We start from the raw sequence: 18,519 nt of genomic DNA, 5'->3' as shown, positions 1-18,519 counted from the left end.
GGTGATTCCTTTCGTCACTTCGTCACTGGAATCGTTTGACGACTCCGTCGGCGAGGGCGTCGGCCGCGGCGGCGAGGTGCGCCCCCGCGGTGTCGAGCCGGTTGAGCAGGAGCAGGGAGATCAGGGCGGTCTGTACGGGCTGTACGTTTTGAGTGGGCTGGAGGGACTGGGCGGTCTGGACGGGCTCGGTGCTCTGAGAGGGCTGGACGGACCGGGCGGGCCGGGCGGGCTCGGGACGGACGAGCAGGGTCGCGACGGCCCGCTGGTAGGCGGGGCGGACGCCGACCTTCTTCGCGCGCAGTGCCGCGTCGGCCGCGGCGCGCGGCCGGTCGGCGAGGAGCCCCACCGCGGCGGTGAGCCGGTCGACGCCGTCGGCGAGGGCCGCCAGCACGGGCTCGTGCAGCGGGTCGGGCGGGGCCTCGTAGAGGTCGGCCTCCCGGACGAAGTCGCGCAGGGCGTCGAGGACGTCGTCGACGCTGCGGGACAGCCGGAACAGGTCCTCGCGGTCGACGGGGGAGGTGACGCTGCGGCGCAGCCGGGTGACGAGCCTGGCCCGCCCGGCGTCGCCCTCGTGCTCGACGAGGGCCATGCGGCGGCGTGCCTCACCCGGGCGCAGCTCGCCTCCGGCGGCGGCGCGGGCGAGCGCCACCCCGCGGGCGGCGGCCTGCAACTGGGCGACCACGAGGTCGGCGAGCGTCCGGTCGGTGCGACCGGACAGGTCGCGCAGGACGCGGCGCATCCGGCCGGGCCTCACCGCAGCGCCCCGAGTACGGCGCCGCCGAGGGCGGCGAGCCCGTAGGCGAGCGGGAGGGTGAACAGCCAGGCGCGGCCCAGTGCCAGGACGCCGCGCCATCGCACGCGCCGCGTGCCTCCGGCGAGGCCCGTGCCGATGAGGGCTCCGGCGAGGGACTGGGTCATGCTCACCGGCGCGCCGAGCGCCGCGGTGCCGAGCACGACGCCCGCGCCGGTGAGCTCCGTGGCGACGAGCGCGTCGGTGCGGGCGGGGGTGAGCGTGCCGCCGAGCCCGGACGCGAGCCGCGGGATCCCGGCGAGCCCGCCGGCGAGGAAGCACACCGCGAGCAGCGGCAGCACCGGCGCGAGACCGGCCGCGTCCGGGGACGCGCCGCCGTGGACGGCGAGGTAGACGGCGAGGATCTTCTGGCCGTCGTTGGCGCCGTAGGCGAGGCAGCCCGCGCCGAAGGCCGCGGTGTGCAGCCACCGCAGCCGGGTGCCCGCCGCGCCGACGTGCGGCAGGGAGCGCACCAGGCGGCAGGCGGGACCGGCGATGAGCGCCCCGGCCAGCGGGGCGGCCGCCGCGGCCGCGAGCACGGAGGCGACGACGGTCCAGGAGACGTCACCGCCTCCTCCCGTGCCGGCGCCGGCGATCCCGCCGACGAGGGCGAGGGTGAGGCTGGTCGGCAGGCCGCGCCAGCCGAGCCCGGCGGTGACGGCGACCGCGGTCACGAGCCCGACGAGCAGCCCGGTGTGCCCGTCCCCGCCGGGGTAGGTGACGAGCCCGCCGTCGAGGGTGGCGGCGACGGCCGTACCGACGATCAGGGGTGAGGCGGCGACGGCCGCCGCGAGCAGTGCCAGCGCGGCGAGCGGCGGCAGTCCGCGGACCCGCGAGCCCAGCCCGACCTGGGTTCCGGCGTCGTTGAAGCCGGTGAACACGGCGAAGATCGACGCCACCACCATCTCCACCGTAGGCGCCTTCTTCCCATTCAATGATGTTCTGTGGACCGGTAGTTAACATCACTTTGAGTGTTCTTATCAAGGGAAAAGTGATAATTGATGAAGACTTCCCTGGTCATCGCGGATGCGGTGAGTGTGGAGCCGTAGGAGACGCTTGGCCGCTCCTCTCAAACGGTGTTAAATTCACACCGATCCATGACTCTTCTCCTCAAGCCGGGAGCCGGACTCTTCATGCGCACAGACCATCCAGCAGAGGTGGGGGCGGGTGCCGATGCCGGCACCCGGGCCGGGGACCGGCGGAGGCCGGTGGCCCCGGGGGCCTCAGGGGCCCCGGGGGCGACGCCGCGGATCCCACACGGAGACGATTCGGCCGCGCCGCTGGCGTACGGCGTGCCGGCTTCCGAAGGATGACCTTCATGACGACACCCAAGTCCTCCGAGCGCAACCGGCCCGCCCAGCGGCAGGCCGAGATAGCCGAGCACGTCCTGCAGCACGGCTCGGTCTCGGCCAACGACCTCTCCGAGCTGTTCGGCGTCAGCCTCATGACCATCCACCGGGATCTCGACGAGCTCGAACGGCAGGGCGTCGTCCACAAGTTCCGCGGTGGGGTGAGCGCCCAGCCCTCCAGCGTCTTCGAGAGCAACGTGACCTACCGGCTGCGCACCGCCCGGGAGGAGAAGGCGGCCCTGGCCCGCCGCGCCCGCGAGCTCATAGAGCCGGGCATGGCCGTCATGCTCGACGACTCGACGACCACGCTGGAGCTCGCGCGCCTGCTGGAGGACGCCGCCCCGCTGACCGTCGTCACCAACTTCCTGGAGACCATCAAGCTGGTCACCGGCATGCGCGGCATCCGGCTGATCGCCCTGGGCGGCGAGTACTACCCGACGCACGACTCCTTCCTCGGCGTGCCGTGCATCGAGGCGATCGAGTCGCTGCACGTCGACATGTTCTTCGCGTCGGTCTCCGCGGTGTCGAACAACTACGTCTACCACCAGGAGCAGGAGATCGTCCTGGTGAAGCGGGCGATGATCCGCGCGGCCAGGAAGTCGGTGCTCGCGGTCGACCACAGCAAGCTCGGCCGGGTCGCCCTGCACCGGCTCGTCTCGCTGTCCGACTTCGACCTGGTGCTCACCGACTCGCGGGCCCCCGAGGACGCGCTGTTGGAGATGCGGGAGAACGGCATCCGTTACGAAGTCGTCTGATCCGGCCGTCCGGTCCCGCTCCCACGAGGGTGCCGTCCCCACGAAGGCATGCCCTGACGAAGGCGCGCCCTCACGAAGGCGCCGGACGGCGGAAGACGCCGGAAAACCAATGGAAAGGGAATCCCCCCGTGAAGGTCCTCATCCCCGTCGGCCGCCTCGCCGCCGACGGTCCGCTCCCCGGAGCGGCGCACGCGTGGCCGGGCACCGGTCTCCGTGCCGCCGCGAAGACCCCGGAAAGTGCCCCGGCCACGCTGGCCGCCCTGGCCGCCCTGGCCGCTCCGGCCGTGGAAACCCGGTGAGCGGCTTCGCGTCGCTGCTGCCCATCGCGGAGAAGGCCGTGGCGCTGGCCGCGGACATGATCCGCGGGCGCCGGCCGGGCGTGCTCACCGCCAAGGGCGACCGGGACATGGCCTCGGAGGTCGACTTCGCGGTGGAGCGCGCCGTCCGCGACCTGCTCCGCCAGGAGACCCCCGCGATCGGCTTCCTCGGTGAGGAGGAGGGCTCCACCGGCAGCGACGAGCTGACCTGGGTGCTCGACCCGATCGACGGGACGGTCAACTTCGTGCACGGGCTGCCGCTGGTCGCGGTGTCCCTCGGGCTGGTGTACCGGAGGCGGCCGGTGCTCGGCGTGGTCGACCTGCCGCTGCTGGGCGACCGCTACACCGCCGTCCAGGGTTCCGGCGCGTACGCCGGCGGCAGGCCCATGCGGGTGAGCCGGCCGTCGCGGCTCGCCGACGCGGTCGTGGCCGTGGGCGACTACGCGGTCGGCGAGGACGCGGCGGAACGCAACGTGGAACGCCTCGCGGCCACCGCCGAGCTGGCGGCGCGCGCCCAGCGGGTGCGGATGCTGGGCACCGCCGCGGTGGACCTCGCCTGGGTGGCGCAGGGCCGGCTGGACGGCCTCGTCATGTTCTCCAACAACCCGTGGGACACGGCCGCCGGCGTCGTGCTCGTGCGTGAGGCGGGCGGCCGGGTCGTCGACCGCGGCGGCGCCGAGCACCTGCTCGACTCGGAGGTGACCGTGGCGGGCTCCGGCCCGGTCCTCGACGAACTCGCCGCGCTCACGCGACCTCGCCCCTAACACCGGGCGACGGCCTTCTTAACGTTCGTCGTAACAAAATCATCTCGTCCAGGTCGGCGCACCCTTCTCCTCGGTGCGCCGACCTGGCCATTTATGCGATTATTTACCGCTTTTGTCCGACTGCGACAGGGGCGAACACGAGGTCCGCGCCTCTTGCCCGCCATGTGACCATCGTGTTAACTACCTCCGTGAACACAACGCTCTTGAGTGTTAAGAGTGGCATGTTCCCGTGACGACTCCCGCCCCCAAGGAGAACCCGTGTTCCTCACGATCGCGCATCGTGGCGACCCCCTCGTCCACCGCGAGAACACCATCCCGTCGTTGCGCTCGGCCGTCGACAAGGGTGCCAACACCCTGGAGTTCGACCTGCGCCTCACCAGGGACGGGCGCATCGTGCTCCTCCACGACGGAGGTCTCGGACGGATGTGGGGACGTGACGCCGACATCGCCGACCTCACCTTCGAGGAGGTGCGCGCGCTGGACGGCGAGTACGAGGTCCCCGCCTTCGAGGAGGTCCTCGACGCGTTCGGCGACACGACGTTCCTCGTCGACCTCAAGACCGACGACGTGATCGCCCCGGCGGTGGCCGCGCTGCGCCGCCACGGCGACGCCTTCGAGCGCTCCATCTTCGTGGCCGCCCGCCGCGGCGGCCGCGAGGCGCTGATCGGGCTGCGCGCCGAAGCGCCCGACGCCGTCATCGGCCTGGACTGGACCGAGGAGCGCCCCCCGCCCGCGGAGCTGCTCGACGCCATGCGCCCGCAGTACTTCGGGCCGCGCTGGAAGGTCGCCGACGCGGCCGGCGTGCCCGCCATGCGCGAGCGCGGCTACCGCGTCTGGGTCGGCCCCCTCGACAACGAGACCGAGGTCATCGCCGCGCTGGAGTACGGCGTCGACGGGATCGTCGCCGACGACATCTCCTCGCTGCTGCGCCTGCGTGCGGACGCCGGGACCTCCTGATGCCGGCCGCGCTGACCAAGGCCGGGACCGAGGACCCCGCCCCGCCCGCGGCGGCGCGCGAGCCCGCCCCCGGAGCCGGGGGGAACCGCCGGCGGCTGCGCCGCGAGTACCTGCTGTTCCTCGCGCTCATCGCGCCGAACTTCCTGTTCATCGCGGTGTTCTCGTACTGGCCGGTGATCTACAACGCCTACCTGAGCCTCACCGACTGGAACATGATCGCGCCGATCAAGAACTTCGTCGGCTTCGACAACTACGTCGACATGTTCACCGGCCTCGGGTTCGGCGACGTGATGCTGACCACCGTGTACTTCACCGTCGGCGTCGTGGGCGGCAGCATGGCGCTCGGCCTGGCCATCGCGCTGCTGCTCAACCAGAAGCTCAGGGGCCGCGACTTCGTCCGGACCATGACGTTCGCCCCGCACGTGCTCTCGGGCGCGGCGGTGGGCCTGGCGTGGACGTTCATCTTCGATCCCAACTACGGCCTGTCGCGGGCGTTCTTCTCCGCCTTCGGCGCCTCGTCGCCCTCGTGGCTCACCGACTCGGACTGGGCGCTGCCGGCGGTCATGATCGTCTACCTGTGGAAGACCACCGGCTTCGCGGCGATCGTCTACCTCGCCGGGCTGCAGAACCTCCCCAAGGAGGTCTACGAGTCGGCCTCCCTCGACGGCGCCGGCGCCTGGACGACCTTCCGGAGTTTCACCCTGCCGCTGCTGTCGCCGGTGACGTTCTTCCTCGTCGTCACCTCGACCATCAGCTCGTTCCAGGCGTTCGACGTCATCGCGCTGATGACCAACGGCGGCCCCGGCAGCGCCACCACCATCCTGTCGTGGTTCGTCTACGACTCGGGGTTCCGCAGCTTCCAGGCCGGGCCCGCCGGGGCGAGCGCGATCATCATGTTCGTCATCCTCCTCGCGATCACGCTCGTGCAGACGCGTTACCTGGAGCGGAAGGTGCACTACAAGTGAGACTCGCCCGCACCGCCCAGTACGGCCTGCTCGTCGTCGTCGGCGTGATCATGGTCGGCCCGCTGTACTGGCTGCTGTCGTCCTCGCTGAAGGACCCGTCGCAGATCTACACCTGGCCGCCCGCGTGGCTGCCCACCGACCTGCGGTTCGCCAACTACGTCGACGCGTGGAACAGCGCCCCGTTCGCCGACTTCTATCTCAACTCCGTCATCACCACGGTCGCCGGCACCCTGCTGGAGGTCGCCAACGCCGTGCTCACCGCGTACGCGTTCACGTTCCTGCGGTTCCCCGGCAAGCGGGTGCTGTTCATCCTGCTGCTCGGCGCGATGATGGTGCCCGGCCACGTGACGCTGCTGCCGAACTACCTGACCGTCTCCGAACTCGGCTGGATCAACACCTACCAGGGGATCATCATCCCCGGCGTCGCCTCGGCGTTCGGCGCGTTCCTGCTCCGCCAGCACATGCTCACCCTGCCCGGCGAACTCGTCGAGGCCGCCCGGATGGACGGCGCCGGGCACCTGCGCACCCTGTGGAGCGTGGTGCTGCCCATGTCCCGGCCGATGCTCGTCACCGTCGGCATCGTGTCGCTGGTCAGCAAGTGGAACGACTTCATCTGGCCGCTCATCGTCACCAACACGGCGTCGATGCGCACCCTGCCCGTCGGTCTCCTCCTGCTCAAGAACCAGGAGGGCTACACGAACTGGGGCGCCGTCATGGCCGCCGCCACGTTCGTCGTCGTCCCCGTCCTCGTCATCTTCTTCCTCGCCCAGCGTCACATCGTCGCCGGCCTCACCCAGGGCGCGGTCAAGGGCTGACCCTCCGCCCACCGGTTCCCCGCCCGGCCCCGGCCTGAATGCCGCACCCCCCGTTCCACCCTGAAAGGACCCCGCCATGACCCCCTCGCTCAACCGGCGGCATTTCCTCGGCGCCACCGGCGCCGGCCTCCTCGCCCTCGCCACCGGCTGCGGATCCGGCTCCGGCTCCGGCTCCGGCATGGCGCAGCCCGAGGGCAAGGTGCCCGCGCAGTACTCCAAGCGGCAGCGCGTCGTGATCTGGTACCCCTGGGCCGCCGTCCCCGGCGAGGCGTTCCAGCGGCTGGTGACCGCGTTCAACGGCGCGCAGAACGACATCTACGTCGAGGCCCAGTACCAGGGCAGCTACGACGAGACCGCCCAGAAGCTCGCCACCGCCATGCAGGCCCGCCAGCTCCCCGACCTGTGCGTGTTCAGCGACGTCACCTGGAACAAGTTCCATCTCAACGACACCCTCGAACCGCTCGGCTCCTACTTCTCCGCCGGGAGCCTCAAGCCTGCCGAGTACGTCGACCAGCTCATCGCCGAGGGCACCGCCAAGAACGAGGTGTGGTGGGTCCCCTTCGCCCGGAGCACACCGATCTTCTACTACAACAAGGACCTGTTCGAGGCCGCCGGGCTGCCCGACCGCGGCCCGAAGACCTGGAGCGAGCTGCACGAGTGGTCGAAGGCCATCACCGCCCAGAAGGTCGGCGGCCAGAATCCCAAGCTCACCGCCTACGCCCAGGTCGACGGTGACTGGCAGTTCCAGGGCACCGTCTGGCAGTGGAGCGGCAACTACTCCAAGGGGCTCGACGTCACCATCGACACCGGCGGCGCGGTCGAGGCCGGCGAGTGGCAGCGCAAGCTCATCCACGACGACAAGCTGGCCTACATGGCGCAGAGCCCGAAGCTCGACTTCTCCAACGGGCTCATCGCGACGCTCGTCGAGTCCACCGGCGCGCTCACCGGCATCACCAAGGACTCCCCGTTCAAGGTCGGCACGGCGTACCTCCCCGAGGAGACCGCGTTCGGCTGCCCCACGGGCGGCGGCGGCCTGTCGATCATGGCCGGAGCCTCCAAGGAGCGCAAGCAGGCGGCGTTCGAGTTCCTGAAGTTCGTCGCCAGGGCGGAGAACGCGGCCCGGTGGACGGTCGAGACCGGCTACCTCCCCGCGACCAAGGCCGCGATGGAGACCCCCGACATGCGCAAGCTGTTCGACGAGAACCCCAACTTCAAGAAGGCCGTCGACCAGCTGCCGAGGACCAAGGCGCAGGACCCGGTGCGGCTCCTGGTCCCCAACGCCAACCGGGCGATCTACGGCGGCCTCCAGAAGATCTACGCCGACAACCAGCCGGCGGAGGCGGTGTTCAAGGCGGTGGGCGCCGAGCTGCGCAAGGGCGTCGAGTCGATCCGCAAGACCGTGGAGAAGCACATGTAGCAGGCGCGGAGGACGGAAGTCCGCCCCCTCCCGCCTCTTGGCGTCGCGCCCGGGACGCGTAGCGTTGGCCTCATGCTTCTCGTCACCGTACGGCTCGCGCCCCAGGCGACGCTCGAACAGGCCATGCGCCGCCTGAAGCTGTCGGAGAAGGACGTCGACACCGGCTACGGCCTGGTGCTCATCGATCCCGGCAAGGACCTGTACGGCCTGCGCGTCAGCGAGGCCGCCGCCCGGCGGATCGACCCGTCCGCCGGCGGCGGCCCGTACGCCGACCCCCGCATCGAACCGTACGGCCCGCCGGACTGATCCCGGCCGGGCGCATCCCGGGCGTCCGTCCGGCCGGAGGCAGGTACGCCTCACGCGCTGCCCGGCCGGACCGGATGCGCCTCAGTCGTCCGCCCGGCCGGAATCGGGTGTTCCTCAGGCGTTCGCGCGGTTGAAGACGCGGGTGCCGACCGCCACGCACACGGCGGACAGGGCGAGTGCCACCGTGACCCCGACGCCCACGGTCGCCGTGGCGTAGTGCCCGGCGAACAGGTCACGGACGGCCTCGACGACGTGCCGGAACGGGGTGGCCCGCGACACGGCGTCCAGCCAGGCGGGCGCCATCGACATCGGCAGGAACGCCCCCGACAGCAGGATCAGCGGGACGACCACGGTGCTGACCACGGGTGCGAACAGGTCGGGGTTCATGGTGAGCGCGACCGCGTTGGACAGCGCGGCCAGGCTGACCCCGAGCAGCGCCATGATCGCCAGTCCCGCCAGCACACCGGGCAGCGGGGCCCGCAGGCCGAAGGCGTAGCCCAGCGCGACCAGCACGACCGACTGGATCAGCAGGACCAGCGAGCTGCCCAGCACCCGGCCCAGCAGCAGGGCGACCCGGTGGGCGGGGGTGACGCGGAGCCGCTCCAGCACGCCGGCGCGCAGGTCGAAGACGATGCCGAACCCGGCCATGCCCGCGCTGAGCAGGCTCACCTGGACCAGCAGACCGGGGACCAGGGTCTCCCAGGTGCCGATCGTGGCGAACAGCGGGCCGAACAGCACCAGGTACAGCAGCGGCTGCATGACCCCGAACAGGATGCCGATCCTCTGCCGCAGCAGGATGCGCACGTTGTGCCGGAAGACCAGCCAGGTCTCGCGGATGACGTCCATCGGGTCCCTCACCTCTCCCCGTCCGTCGCGCGGCGGACGCCGGCCGCCGTCGCCTCCGCCATGTCCTCCCGCATGTCCTCCCGCATGTCCTCCCGGTCCGCCGGGCCGTCCGGGATCCCGCCCGCGTCGCTCGGAGCACCCGGGACGTCGTCCCGCAGTGAGCGGCCGGTGATGGACAGGAAGACGTCGTCGAGGGTGCCGGAACCGCCCTTGAGCTCGGCCGGAGCGCCCTCGGCGACGATCACGCCGTGGTCGATGATGAACAGCCGGTCGGCCAGCGTGTCGGCCTCCTCCAGGTAGTGGGTGGTCAGGAAGACCGTCAGGCCCTCCTCCTCGCGCAGCCGCCGGACGTGGTCCCAGAGGTGGGCGCGGCTCTGCGGGTCGAGGCCGGTGGTGGGCTCGTCGAGGAAGAGCAGCGCCGGGGCGTGGACCAGGCCGAACACCAGGTCGAACCGGCGGCGCTGACCTCCGGAGAGCGCCGCTCCCGGCCTGGTCTCCAGGCCGGTCAGCTCGAACCGGTCGAGCAGTTCCCGGATCCGCCCGCGCGCCTCGGCGGGGCGCATGCCGTACAGCGCGGCGTGCAGTCCGAGCTCCTCCCCCACCGCGACGGCCGGGGAGACCCCGCCGCCCTGGGACACGTAGCCGATGCGCCGCCGTACCGACCGCGGGTCGGCGAGCAGGTCGTGACCGGCGACGACGGCGGTGCCGCCGGAGGGGCGCAGCAGGGTGGTCAGCATGCGCATGGTGGTGGTCTTGCCCGCCCCGTTGGGGCCGAGGAAGCCCACGATCTCCCCGGCCTCCACGGCCAGGTCAACTCCCCGGACGGCTTCGACGCCGCCCGGGAAGGTCTTGCGCAGGCCCGATGTCCTGATCACTCGATCGCCTCCATCTTGAAGTCGCACCAAAAATAGAGTGACTTAAAAATTTCTGCAACCTCTAAAATGACCGGCATGAGCGAGGGACTGCGCGCGCGCAAGAAGCGGGAGACCCGCCTGCGCATCTCCGACATCGCGACAGGACTGTTCATGGCCCGGGGGTTCGACGGTGTGACGGTGGCCGACGTCGCCCGGGCCGCCGACGTCTCGGTCAACACGGTCTTCAACTACTTCGCCACCAAGGAGGACCTGCTCCTCGACCGGGCGCCCGAGGTCGAGGACCTGCTCGCCCGGGTGGTGCGGGAGCGGGAACCCGGGGAGACCCCGGTGGCCGCCGTGCGCCGTGACTTCCTGGAGGCGCTGGAGACCGGCCACTACCGCTACGGGTTCCACGAGGCCGGCGACGACTTCATCCGGATGATCGAGACCACCCCCAGCCTGGTCGCCCGGGTGCGGGAGATGGGCGAGACCCGGGAGCGCAGGCTCGCCGAGGCGATCGCCGAGGAGGCCGGCGCCGACCCGGACGACCTGACCCCCGCCCTGGTGGCCGCGCAGATCAACGCGGTGCTGCGCACCGTGGTGGGTTACGCCGTACGGCGCCTGGTCGCCGGGGAACGGGCCGACGACATCCTCCCGGACCTGCGCGAGCGGGCAGGGCGGGCGTTCGACCTGCTGGAGACGGGGATCGGCGGGCGCTACACCCGGCACTGACCCGGCCGGCGGCTTCCCGGCCGCGACCGGCCCGATGACGGTCCCCGGTCGGCGCGTGGGCGGGCGACGCGCGGACGGACGGCACGTGAACGGGGGCACGCGGACGGGCGGGCGCCGCCGGGCGGTGACCACGCCGGGGAGCTGATCATCCGGCGATATGATCATCCGGCATCTCATCCCCTCACGACCCCACGGAGCCGTCAGTGCCGGTGCGCGAACGCGTCCGCACCTTCCTGGAGACCTCCCGCCTCCAGCGGATCATCATCGCGGTCATCGTGGTCAACGCGGCCACCCTGGGGCTGGAGACCTCGGCCGCCGTCACCGAGCGGTACGGCACGGTGCTGACGGTGGTGGACCACGCCGCGCTGTACGTCTTCGTGGCAGAGCTGGCGGCCAAGGTCTACGCCCACCGCCTGCGCTTCTTCCGCGACCCGTGGAACCTGTTCGACACCGCGATCGTGGCGCTGTCCCTGCTGCCCGTGGCCAACGGGCTGTCGGTGCTGCGGGCGCTGCGCATCCTGCGGGCGCTGCGGCTGATCTCGGTGGTGCCGAGCCTGCGCAGGGTGGTGACGGCCCTGCTGACCGCGGTGCCGGGCATGACGTCGATCGTGCTGCTGCTCGGCCTGGTGCTCTACGTCGCGGCGGTGATGGGCACGAAGCTCTACCACGCCACCTCGCCCGGGTACTTCGGCGACCTTCCCACCTCGCTGTTCACGCTGTTCCAGATGATGACCGGGGACGGCTGGTCCGACATCACCCGCGAGGTGATGTCGGAGCACCCGTCGGCGTGGCTCTTCTTCGTGCTTTTCATGCTGGTCTGCACGTTCGTGGTGCTGAACCTCTTCATCGCGGTGGTCGTCAACGCGATGGAGGAGGACGCCTCGGGGGAGGCGGCACGGGCGACCCGCGGCCTGGAGACCGTCGTGCTGGCGGAGCTGTCGGCGCTGCGGGCGGAGGTGCGCGAACTCCGCGAGCGGACCCCGGTGGGAGCGGGCGCGGGGGCGGGACCGGAGGGGCGTTCCGCCGCGGGAGCGGTCACCGCGGAGGCCGTCGGCGCGGAACCGGCCGCCGCCGGGCCCGGCTCCGCGGGGACGGCCCCGCGGAGCCCGTCACCGAGGAGCCGCTCGTCCCGGGGCCGGTCGTCGCGAGGAGCGCGGGGCCGGTCGTCACGGGGAGCGCGGGGCCGGAGATAGCCGGTCAGCGGGAGTAGTACTCCACCACGAGCTGCTCGTCCACCGGGACGGCGATCTGCTCGCGCCGTGGCCGGTCGAGCAGGGTGAACGTCAGGTCCGCGTGGTCGGCCGACAGGTAGGGGGCGATCCGCTCGTCGGCGTAGGTCCCCTCGGCCGCGGCGACGAACGGCTGCATCGCGCGCGACCTGGGCCGCACCGCGATGACCTGGCCGGGCTTGACCAGGTAGCTGGGGATGTCCACCTTGCGGCCGTCCACGGTGATGTGCCCGTGCGTGACGTACTGGCGGGCGGCGTAGATCGAGGGCGCGAGACCGGCACGCAGGACCAGCGACGCCAGACGGCTCTCCAGGATGGTCACCAGCTCGGCGCCGGAACGGCCGCCGCCGCGGTGCGCCAGGTCCCAGTAGCGGCGCATCTGCCGTTCGGAGACGTCGTAGTACCAGCGCAGCTTCTGCTTCTCCATCAGCTGCAGGCTGTAGTTGCTCGCCTGATGCCGCCGGGTCTTGCGGCCGTGCTCGCCCGGCGGGTAGGGGCGCTCCTCGAAGTAGCGGACCGCCTTGCGGGTCAGGGGGACGCCCGCCCGGCGGGACAGGCGCACCTTGGGCCCGGTGTAGCGCATGACAACTCCCTCTTGTTGCGGTAAGACTTGGTTAGGCAAACCTTAGTTAGGCAAGCCTAAGCTACCTGACATCGTCAGCCGACCTCAAGGAGGGCCGGGTCATGCAGCACCCCGTCACCGCCCCGCCGATCCCGGAGCGGATCCGCACCCTGGCCGCCGCGGCGGTCCCGACCCACGTCTCCTTCGCCGGCACGGCCCGGCCCGCCGTACCCGCCAGGGGAGGTGTGGACGGCGCGGGCCGCCCGGTGCTGCTGGTCCGGCCCGGCGACCCCCTGTACGGCGCGCGCGACGAGCCCGCGGTCACCGTCGACCTGGCGGCGAGCCGCTCCCTGGGCGGGCTGGAGACGACGCGGGGCCTGCTCAAGGTGCAGGGCTGGGTACAGGCCGTACCCGCCGCCGAGGCGCGGGAGGCCGCGGTGGCGATCGCCGGGCACTGCCCGGACGAGGCGCTGTTCGACGCCCTGGAGGAACTCGCCGCCTCCGGCGGCGGAGGACGATCGGAGGGCGCCGGCGTGCCGCGCCTGCTCCGCGTGGACGTCGGGCAGGTGATCTACCTGACCGGCGGTGAGTCAGGGGTGGTCGACGCCGAGGACTATCTGCGCGCCGCGCCCGACCCGCTGGCCGAACAGGCCGAGCGCATGCTCGCCCACGTCAACGACACCCACCGCCGGCAACTCACGGACGCCCTGCGTTCACTGCTCGGCGCCCCGGTGCGCGAGGTGTGGCTGTGGGAGCTCGACCGGTACGGGGCGACCGTCCGCCACGGCGCCGACCGGCCCGCGCTGGCCCGCCTCCCCTGGCCCGCCCCCGCCGCCTGCGCCCGCTCCCTGGAACACGCCGTGCACGACCTCCTCTGCCACCGCTGACCTCCGCCGCGACGTCATCGGGTGTTCCGTCCCTGGTGGGCGGAACACCCGATCCGCCCACTTCCGAAAGACCCGGCCGGTATGATCGCGTCCGCCATGGCGCGGTGCGGTGCGACCGCCGTGCCACCCCCACGACGTAAGGACCCGCATGGACGTGAACCCCCCGGCGCGCCTCGCGATCCGAACCGCCGCCGGCCTCGCGGTTCTCGCCATTCTCACCCTGGGCGGATGCGGCGGATCGGAGCCGTCCGCGGCCTCGGGTCCCGGGACGGCCCGGAGCTCGGACACCTCGGGCCTGGAGGACCTGCCCGAGGTGCTGAAGTCCCCGAGCCCGGAGGAGACCGCCCAGGCCGAGCCCGTCTTCGCGGTGCCGGAGTCCTGCGCGAAGCTCGGCTTCTCGAAGATCGCCGTCCGCCACCTCAAGGGCGTGCGGGCCACGAACCACAAGGACTACGACGGCACCACCGGCGGCAGGCTGAGCTGCGCCTACACGGTCATGGACCCCACCGGCACGACGATGACGCTCACCACCCTGGTGTCGGAGTCGGACGACGTCGCGTCGTTCGGCGCCCAGCCCCGGACGCCGGCGGCCGGCAGGTACTACGACACCCCGACGGCGAAGGCGTTCGGCGGGGTCGCCGACTTCAAGGACGGCGGCACACCGGAGCTGTCCTACCGCCTTCCCGGCGTCCTGGTCACCGTCACCGGCAGCGGCGACGCCAAGCCGTTCACCCAGAAGGACCTGGAGAAGCTCGCCGACGACGTCGTCATGACCGCCTCCGGGGGCCACAAGCCCACGGGTTCCTGAGAGCCCTCTCCGGCCGGGCGGAGGGGAACGCGCCCGCCGTCCGGGCGCGGCACCCGGAAACGCCGGGTCCCGCGGCCCCCGGAAACCGGTGCGCCCCTCGGGACACCCGTGCGGCCCCCGGAAACCGGTGCGCCCCTCGGAACACCCGTGCGTCCCCCGGGAAACCGGTACGGTCCCCGGGGAACCCGCGCGACGCCCGGGAGCCCGGTACGGCCTCCGGGGAACCCGCGCGACCCCCGGGGAGAACGGCGCCTCTCAGCCGTCACCCGGGAATCGGGCAGAGGGGATCATTCCGGAGAACGGGCGGTCAACCGCCGGCCGCCACCTCGCTGGTGTTCCGGATCACATGGTCGACGAACCCGTACTCCTTCGCCTCGGCGGCGGTGAACCAGCGGTCACGGTCGGAGTCGGCCTCGATCCGCTCCAGAGGCTGGCCGGTGTGGTGTGCGATCCGCTCGCGCAGCATCTGCTTGGTGTAGAGCATCTGCTCGGCCTGGATGGCGATGTCGGCGGCGGTGCCGCCGAGGCCGCCCGACGGCTGGTGCATCATGACACGGGCGTGCGGCAGCGCGTACCGCTTGCCGGACGCGCCGGCGCACAGCAGGAACTGCCCCATCGACGCCGCCAGCCCCATGCCGACGGTGGCGACGTCGTTGGGGACGTACTGCATGATGTCGTAGATCGCCATCCCCGCCGAGACGGAACCGCCCGGCGAGTTGATGTAGAGCCAGATGTCACGCTCACCGTCGTTGGCGGACAGCAGCAGCAGCTCGCCGCAGATACGGTTGGCCACCTCGTCGTTCACCTCGGTGCCGAGCACGACGATCCGCTGGCGCAGCAGCCGCTGGTACAGCGGGTCCTCGAACACGGGCTGTGGGCTGGTCAACTCTTCTCACCTGCCTCGCATATCGGAAATCCATCGACGTACGTCTGATGAATCGCTGCCGACGATAACGCCGTCCGGCGCGGAATCCGTTCCCGTTCGCTGTGGGCGCTTTCCGCTCACAGCGCAGCGTCGCCGGAAACACGCGACGGCACCGGACACGACACGGGGAAAGCGAGTCCCCGGCCGGAAGGGTGACGCCTTCCTGTGTGATGATGGCCGCATCATGCCCGCCAGCGAGCCCGTTCCCGCGACCGCGCTCTTCCGCCTCACCCGCTCCGCGGCCTTCGCCGCCGTGGCGCTGGGGCTGGGCGCGGGCGCGCACGCGTTCGCCGGAAGCACGGTCACCGCCTGGGGCGCGGTCGGCGGGCTTGCACTGGCGTTCGCGGCGGCGCTGCCGGCGACCGGCCGCGAGCGCGGCCTGGGGACGATCCTGCCGCTGCTGACCGGCGTGCAGGCCGCGCTCCACCTGCTGTTCGCGGCGACGGCCTCCGCCGCCTGCCACGTCGCGCCGGGGCCGTTCACGGACACGGCCGGACCGGGCCCGTACGCCGGACCGGCCGCGCCGCCCGGGTCGCTTCCTGATCCGGTCGCCGCCGTGGGCCAGGCGGCGGGCATGGCCGGACACTCGGGGCTGCTTCCGGGCCTGGCGATGCTGGTCACGCACGGCTGGGCCATCGGGCTGACCGCGCTGTGGCTGGCCCGCGGCGAGGCGCTGCTCTGGGCGGTGCTCCGGCGGCTCGGTGCCCGGTTCGCGCCGGTCCTCACCGCCGAGCCCTCCCCGGTTCCGTGGAAGCCTCCGGGGACGCCCCGCCGCGACGACTCCGCCGTCCCGCGCCGCTCCCCGCTGCGGCACGCGGTCAGCAGGCGCGGTCCTCCGGCGCCCGCGGCGTTCTCTCTCTGACATCTCCGGCGGTCACGCCTTCCAGGACCGTCTCCGGCGGCCACGTGTTCCGGTGACCCGCCACCGGCCTTCCTCGGACGCCCGCGGGCGGCCCCGGGCACGGCCCGCGTGGCTTCCCCGTACGGCCCGCGTGGCTTGTACGGCCCGCGTGGCTTCCCCGTACGGCGGCCCGCGTGGCTTGTACGGTCCGCGCAGCCTGTAGGGCCCGTGCGACTTCCGTACGGCCCGCCTGGCTTGTACGCCGACGCGGCTTCCGTACGGCCGCCGCGCGACCCGGCCCACCGCCCCGTCCGCGTACGGCCCCGACGTCCCGCCGTGATCGTTCCGTTTCGGCTTCCGGGCATCCCGGGTGCCTTCCAGCGCTTCCCGCGGCGTGCGGAGCACCGCTCCGCCGCGGCGCCGTACCCTCTTCGAAAGGCATTCCCATGATCATCCGTCGTGTCGTCCCGGCCGGGCTCCTGGCCGTCCTCACCGCCGCGGTGGGCGCCTGCGGCGCGCAGCCGGACGCGCCGACCTCGGGCCGGGCGGCCACGCAGGCCGCCCCGGCCACCGCCCCGGCCACCGCGCCGTCCGGGCCGGGCACCCCCGGCGCGTCCTCTCCCCTGACGGTCACCGACCCCTGGGTGAAGACCGCGGACAAGGGCATGACCGCCGCCTTCGGCACCCTGGTCAACCACACCGCCGCCGACGTGACCGTCGTCTCCGCGTCCTCCCCGCTGTCGTCGATGATCGAGCTGCACGAGGTGGCCGACGTCGGTGGCAAACCGGTCATGCGTCCCAAGGAGGGTGGGTTCACCGTCCCCGCCAACGGCACGCACCAGCTCCAGCCCGGCGGCGACCACATCATGCTGATGGGCGTCACCGAGGAGGTGAAGCCCGGCGCGCGGATCCCCTTCACGCTGACCCTCAAGGGCGGCGGGACCGTGGAGTTCACCGCGATCGGCAAGGACTTCGCCGGGGGCAACGAGAACTACGACCCCGGCACGGACAAGGGGCACAACTGATGGAACAGCCCCGGCTGACCCGGCGCGGGCTGCTCGCCGGGGGCGCCGCCACGGCGGCCGGCGCCCTCGCGGCGTGCGCCTCCGCGCAGACCGGCGCCAAGGCGGCCCCGGCGGGACCGTCCGGCGGGGCCGCGCCGCCCGCCGGGTGGGCGGCCGAGCCCTTCCACGGGCCGCACCAGGCCGGCATCGCCACGACGCCGCAGGCCCATGCCGCCTTCGTCGGCCTGGACCTGCTGCCGGACGCCGACCGTGAAGCCGTCGTACGGCTGATGCAACTGCTCACCGACGACGCGCGCCGCCTGAGCGAGGGCCGGGCGGCCCTGGCCGACACCGATCCGGAGCTGGCCACTCTGCCCTCCCGGCTGACCGTCACCTTCGGCTTCGGGCCCGACCTGTTCCGGGCCGCGGAGGTGGCGGACCGCTGCCCCGCCTCGGTGGCGCCCCTGCCGAGGTTCGGGATCGACAGGCTGGACAAGCGGTGGACGGGCACGGACCTGCTGCTGCAGATCTGCGCCGACGACGCCGTCACCCTCGCCCACGCCCTGCGCATGCTGGTCAAGGACGCCCGGTCCTTCGCCCGGGTGCGCTGGGTCCAGCGAGGGTTCCGGCGCGGCCCGCAGACCCAGGCGCCGGGCATGACCCAGCGCAACCTCATGGGTCAGCTCGACGGCACCGTCAACCCCCGCCCCGGCACGCCCGACTTCGACCGGGCCGTGTGGGTGCACGGCGGCCCGGCGTGGCTGCGGGGCGGCACCACGCTGGTCCTGCGGCGCATCCGGATGGACCTGGAGACGTGGGACGCCGCCGACCGGACCGCCAAGGAGTTCTCGGTGGGCCGCCGGCTGGACACCGGCGCCCCGCTGACCGGCCGGAACGAGCGTGACGCGCCGGACTTCGGCATGGTCACGGCGGCGGGGTTCCCGGTCATCGCCGAGCAGGCGCATATCCGGCGGGCACACGTCGCCGACCCGGGCATGCGGATCTTCCGCCGGGTCTACAACTACGACGAGGGCGTCACCTACGAGGGGCGCCCTGACACGGGGTTGCTGTTCGCCTCCTACCAGGCCGACATCGCCCGGCAGTTCCTCCCCGTCCAGAGAAGGCTGGCCGAGGCGGACCTGCTGAACCAGTGGACGACGCCGATCGGCTCGGCGGTGTACGCCGTTCCGCCGGGCTGCGGACCGGACGGGTGGATCGGCGAGACCCTGCTGTCCTGACCGGCCTGAGCGGTCTGACCGGCCGGAGCGGTGTGAACGCCGGAGCGGTTCGAATGCCTGGCCGGTTCGAATGCCTGGCCGGTTCGAATGCCTGGCCGGTTCGAATGCCTGGCCGGTTCGAATGCCTGGCCGGTTCGAATGCCTGGCCGGTTCGAATT

General features: G+C 72.3%; 21 protein-coding genes. 15 read left to right on the top strand and 6 right to left on the bottom strand.

Going from position 1 to position 18,519, the window contains the following annotated elements; translation table 11 throughout:
- Positions 1 to 22 precede the first annotated feature (22 nt).
- A complete protein-coding gene (locus ACZ6W9_RS14655; RefSeq protein WP_389963209.1) occupies positions 23 to 739 on the bottom strand; it encodes a DUF47 domain-containing protein in 717 nt (238 codons plus the stop codon).
- 11 nt (positions 740 to 750) lie between these two features.
- Positions 751 to 1,695 carry an inorganic phosphate transporter gene (locus ACZ6W9_RS14650; protein ID WP_389963577.1) on the bottom strand — a complete coding sequence of 315 codons (945 nt, stop codon included), beginning with the start codon at positions 1,693 to 1,695 and terminating at the stop codon, positions 751 to 753.
- Between the two features lie 413 nt (positions 1,696 to 2,108).
- Between ACZ6W9_RS14650 and ACZ6W9_RS14645 the strand changes: the two genes are divergently transcribed.
- The 8 genes from ACZ6W9_RS14645 to ACZ6W9_RS14610 all read left to right on the top strand — a co-directional run bounded on the left by ACZ6W9_RS14645 (position 2,109) and on the right by ACZ6W9_RS14610 (position 8,435).
- The gene (locus ACZ6W9_RS14645; protein ID WP_362945011.1) at positions 2,109 to 2,894 is read left to right on the top strand and encodes a DeoR/GlpR family DNA-binding transcription regulator; all 786 of its coding nucleotides are present in this window, start codon (positions 2,109 to 2,111) and stop codon (positions 2,892 to 2,894) included.
- 128 nt (positions 2,895 to 3,022) lie between these two features.
- On the top strand, positions 3,023 to 3,193 hold the full coding sequence (locus ACZ6W9_RS14640) for a hypothetical protein (RefSeq protein ID WP_389963206.1): 171 nt from the start codon (positions 3,023 to 3,025) through the stop codon (positions 3,191 to 3,193).
- On the top strand, positions 3,190 to 3,975 hold the full coding sequence (locus tag ACZ6W9_RS14635; protein WP_362945015.1) for an inositol monophosphatase family protein: 786 nt from the start codon (positions 3,190 to 3,192) through the stop codon (positions 3,973 to 3,975). The genes ACZ6W9_RS14640 and ACZ6W9_RS14635 overlap by 4 nt, the downstream gene beginning before the upstream one ends.
- Positions 3,976 to 4,233: 258 nt before the next feature.
- On the top strand, positions 4,234 to 4,932 hold the full coding sequence (locus ACZ6W9_RS14630; protein WP_389963203.1) for a glycerophosphodiester phosphodiesterase: 699 nt from the start codon (positions 4,234 to 4,236) through the stop codon (positions 4,930 to 4,932).
- Positions 4,932 to 5,897, top strand: a complete 966-nt coding sequence (locus ACZ6W9_RS14625) for a carbohydrate ABC transporter permease (protein ID WP_470118094.1) — start codon at positions 4,932 to 4,934, stop codon at positions 5,895 to 5,897. Before ACZ6W9_RS14630 ends, ACZ6W9_RS14625 begins: the two co-directional genes overlap by 1 nt.
- Positions 5,894 to 6,712 carry a carbohydrate ABC transporter permease gene (locus ACZ6W9_RS14620; RefSeq protein WP_362945021.1) on the top strand — a complete coding sequence of 273 codons (819 nt, stop codon included), beginning with the start codon at positions 5,894 to 5,896 and terminating at the stop codon, positions 6,710 to 6,712. The genes ACZ6W9_RS14625 and ACZ6W9_RS14620 overlap by 4 nt, the downstream gene beginning before the upstream one ends.
- A 76-nt stretch (positions 6,713 to 6,788) precedes the next feature.
- Positions 6,789 to 8,129, top strand: a complete 1,341-nt coding sequence (locus ACZ6W9_RS14615) for an ABC transporter substrate-binding protein (protein WP_470118092.1) — start codon at positions 6,789 to 6,791, stop codon at positions 8,127 to 8,129.
- Between the two features lie 72 nt (positions 8,130 to 8,201).
- Entirely contained in the window at positions 8,202 to 8,435 is a 234-nt protein-coding gene (locus ACZ6W9_RS14610; RefSeq protein WP_362945025.1) for a hypothetical protein, read from the top strand.
- 114 nt (positions 8,436 to 8,549) lie between these two features.
- On the opposite strand, the gene ACZ6W9_RS14605 is transcribed toward ACZ6W9_RS14610, so the two are convergent.
- Both ACZ6W9_RS14605 and ACZ6W9_RS14600 read right to left on the bottom strand, forming a co-directional pair.
- The gene (locus tag ACZ6W9_RS14605) at positions 8,550 to 9,281 is read right to left on the bottom strand and encodes an ABC transporter permease (protein WP_470118090.1); all 732 of its coding nucleotides are present in this window, start codon (positions 9,279 to 9,281) and stop codon (positions 8,550 to 8,552) included.
- Between the two features lie 8 nt (positions 9,282 to 9,289).
- Complete coding sequence (locus ACZ6W9_RS14600) at positions 9,290 to 10,156, bottom strand: ABC transporter ATP-binding protein (protein ID WP_389963191.1); 867 nt, start codon at positions 10,154 to 10,156, stop codon at positions 9,290 to 9,292.
- A 75-nt stretch (positions 10,157 to 10,231) separates the two neighbouring features.
- On the opposite strand from ACZ6W9_RS14600, the gene ACZ6W9_RS14595 reads away from it, so the two are divergent.
- Both ACZ6W9_RS14595 and ACZ6W9_RS14590 read left to right on the top strand, forming a co-directional pair.
- On the top strand, positions 10,232 to 10,867 hold the full coding sequence (locus ACZ6W9_RS14595) for a TetR/AcrR family transcriptional regulator (RefSeq protein WP_389963188.1): 636 nt from the start codon (positions 10,232 to 10,234) through the stop codon (positions 10,865 to 10,867).
- 203 nt (positions 10,868 to 11,070) lie between these two features.
- The gene (locus tag ACZ6W9_RS14590) at positions 11,071 to 12,060 is read left to right on the top strand and encodes an ion transporter (protein ID WP_389963185.1); all 990 of its coding nucleotides are present in this window, start codon (positions 11,071 to 11,073) and stop codon (positions 12,058 to 12,060) included.
- Between the two features lie 4 nt (positions 12,061 to 12,064).
- Here the strand turns inward: ACZ6W9_RS14590 and rpsD are convergent, their stop codons facing one another.
- On the bottom strand, positions 12,065 to 12,679 hold the full coding sequence (gene rpsD / locus ACZ6W9_RS14585) for a 30S ribosomal protein S4 (RefSeq protein WP_389963182.1): 615 nt from the start codon (positions 12,677 to 12,679) through the stop codon (positions 12,065 to 12,067).
- 101 nt (positions 12,680 to 12,780) lie between these two features.
- Between rpsD and ACZ6W9_RS14580 the strand changes: the two genes are divergently transcribed.
- Complete coding sequence (locus ACZ6W9_RS14580) at positions 12,781 to 13,545, top strand: DUF2470 domain-containing protein (RefSeq protein ID WP_389963179.1); 765 nt, start codon at positions 12,781 to 12,783, stop codon at positions 13,543 to 13,545.
- Between the two features lie 148 nt (positions 13,546 to 13,693).
- A complete protein-coding gene (locus ACZ6W9_RS14575) occupies positions 13,694 to 14,353 on the top strand; it encodes a hypothetical protein (protein ID WP_389963176.1) in 660 nt (219 codons plus the stop codon).
- A 307-nt stretch (positions 14,354 to 14,660) separates the two neighbouring features.
- Here ACZ6W9_RS14575 and ACZ6W9_RS14570 read toward each other — a convergent pair whose 3' ends face one another.
- Positions 14,661 to 15,239 carry a ClpP family protease gene (locus ACZ6W9_RS14570; RefSeq protein WP_389963173.1) on the bottom strand — a complete coding sequence of 193 codons (579 nt, stop codon included), beginning with the start codon at positions 15,237 to 15,239 and terminating at the stop codon, positions 14,661 to 14,663.
- A gap of 223 nt (positions 15,240 to 15,462) precedes the next feature.
- Between ACZ6W9_RS14570 and ACZ6W9_RS14565 the strand changes: the two genes are divergently transcribed.
- From ACZ6W9_RS14565 to ACZ6W9_RS14555, 3 genes are all read left to right on the top strand, one after another.
- Positions 15,463 to 16,140: an ELAV/HuD family splicing factor gene (locus ACZ6W9_RS14565; protein WP_389963170.1), complete on the top strand. Its 678-nt coding sequence runs from the start codon at positions 15,463 to 15,465 to the stop codon at positions 16,138 to 16,140.
- A gap of 425 nt (positions 16,141 to 16,565) precedes the next feature.
- Positions 16,566 to 17,144, top strand: a complete 579-nt coding sequence (locus ACZ6W9_RS14560) for a copper chaperone PCu(A)C (protein WP_389963167.1) — start codon at positions 16,566 to 16,568, stop codon at positions 17,142 to 17,144.
- Complete coding sequence (locus tag ACZ6W9_RS14555; RefSeq protein WP_389963164.1) at positions 17,144 to 18,361, top strand: Dyp-type peroxidase; 1,218 nt, start codon at positions 17,144 to 17,146, stop codon at positions 18,359 to 18,361. The genes ACZ6W9_RS14560 and ACZ6W9_RS14555 overlap by 1 nt, the downstream gene beginning before the upstream one ends.
- The last annotated feature ends 158 nt before the right edge of the window (positions 18,362 to 18,519 follow it).

The organism is Streptosporangium sp. NPDC053982 (genome assembly GCF_055585205.1).
This window is presented reverse-complemented; position numbering and strand designations above follow the sequence as displayed.

Coding starts and splice junctions, on each gene's coding strand:
- ACZ6W9_RS14655 (WP_389963209.1), bottom strand. CDS start 739: ATGCGCCGCGTCCTGCGCGACCTGTCCGGTCGCACCGACCGGACGCTC.
- ACZ6W9_RS14650 (WP_389963577.1), bottom strand. CDS start 1,695: ATGGTGGTGGCGTCGATCTTCGCCGTGTTCACCGGCTTCAACGACGCC.
- ACZ6W9_RS14645 (WP_362945011.1), top strand. CDS start 2,109: ATGACGACACCCAAGTCCTCCGAGCGCAACCGGCCCGCCCAGCGGCAG.
- ACZ6W9_RS14625 (WP_470118094.1), top strand. CDS start 4,932: ATGCCGGCCGCGCTGACCAAGGCCGGGACCGAGGACCCCGCCCCGCCC.
- ACZ6W9_RS14615 (WP_470118092.1), top strand. CDS start 6,789: ATGACCCCCTCGCTCAACCGGCGGCATTTCCTCGGCGCCACCGGCGCC.
- ACZ6W9_RS14610 (WP_362945025.1), top strand. CDS start 8,202: ATGCTTCTCGTCACCGTACGGCTCGCGCCCCAGGCGACGCTCGAACAG.
- ACZ6W9_RS14605 (WP_470118090.1), bottom strand. CDS start 9,281: ATGGACGTCATCCGCGAGACCTGGCTGGTCTTCCGGCACAACGTGCGC.
- ACZ6W9_RS14595 (WP_389963188.1), top strand. CDS start 10,232: ATGAGCGAGGGACTGCGCGCGCGCAAGAAGCGGGAGACCCGCCTGCGC.
- rpsD (WP_389963182.1), bottom strand. CDS start 12,679: ATGCGCTACACCGGGCCCAAGGTGCGCCTGTCCCGCCGGGCGGGCGTC.
- ACZ6W9_RS14580 (WP_389963179.1), top strand. CDS start 12,781: ATGCAGCACCCCGTCACCGCCCCGCCGATCCCGGAGCGGATCCGCACC.
- ACZ6W9_RS14575 (WP_389963176.1), top strand. CDS start 13,694: ATGGACGTGAACCCCCCGGCGCGCCTCGCGATCCGAACCGCCGCCGGC.
- ACZ6W9_RS14565 (WP_389963170.1), top strand. CDS start 15,463: ATGCCCGCCAGCGAGCCCGTTCCCGCGACCGCGCTCTTCCGCCTCACC.
- ACZ6W9_RS14560 (WP_389963167.1), top strand. CDS start 16,566: ATGATCATCCGTCGTGTCGTCCCGGCCGGGCTCCTGGCCGTCCTCACC.
- ACZ6W9_RS14555 (WP_389963164.1), top strand. CDS start 17,144: ATGGAACAGCCCCGGCTGACCCGGCGCGGGCTGCTCGCCGGGGGCGCC.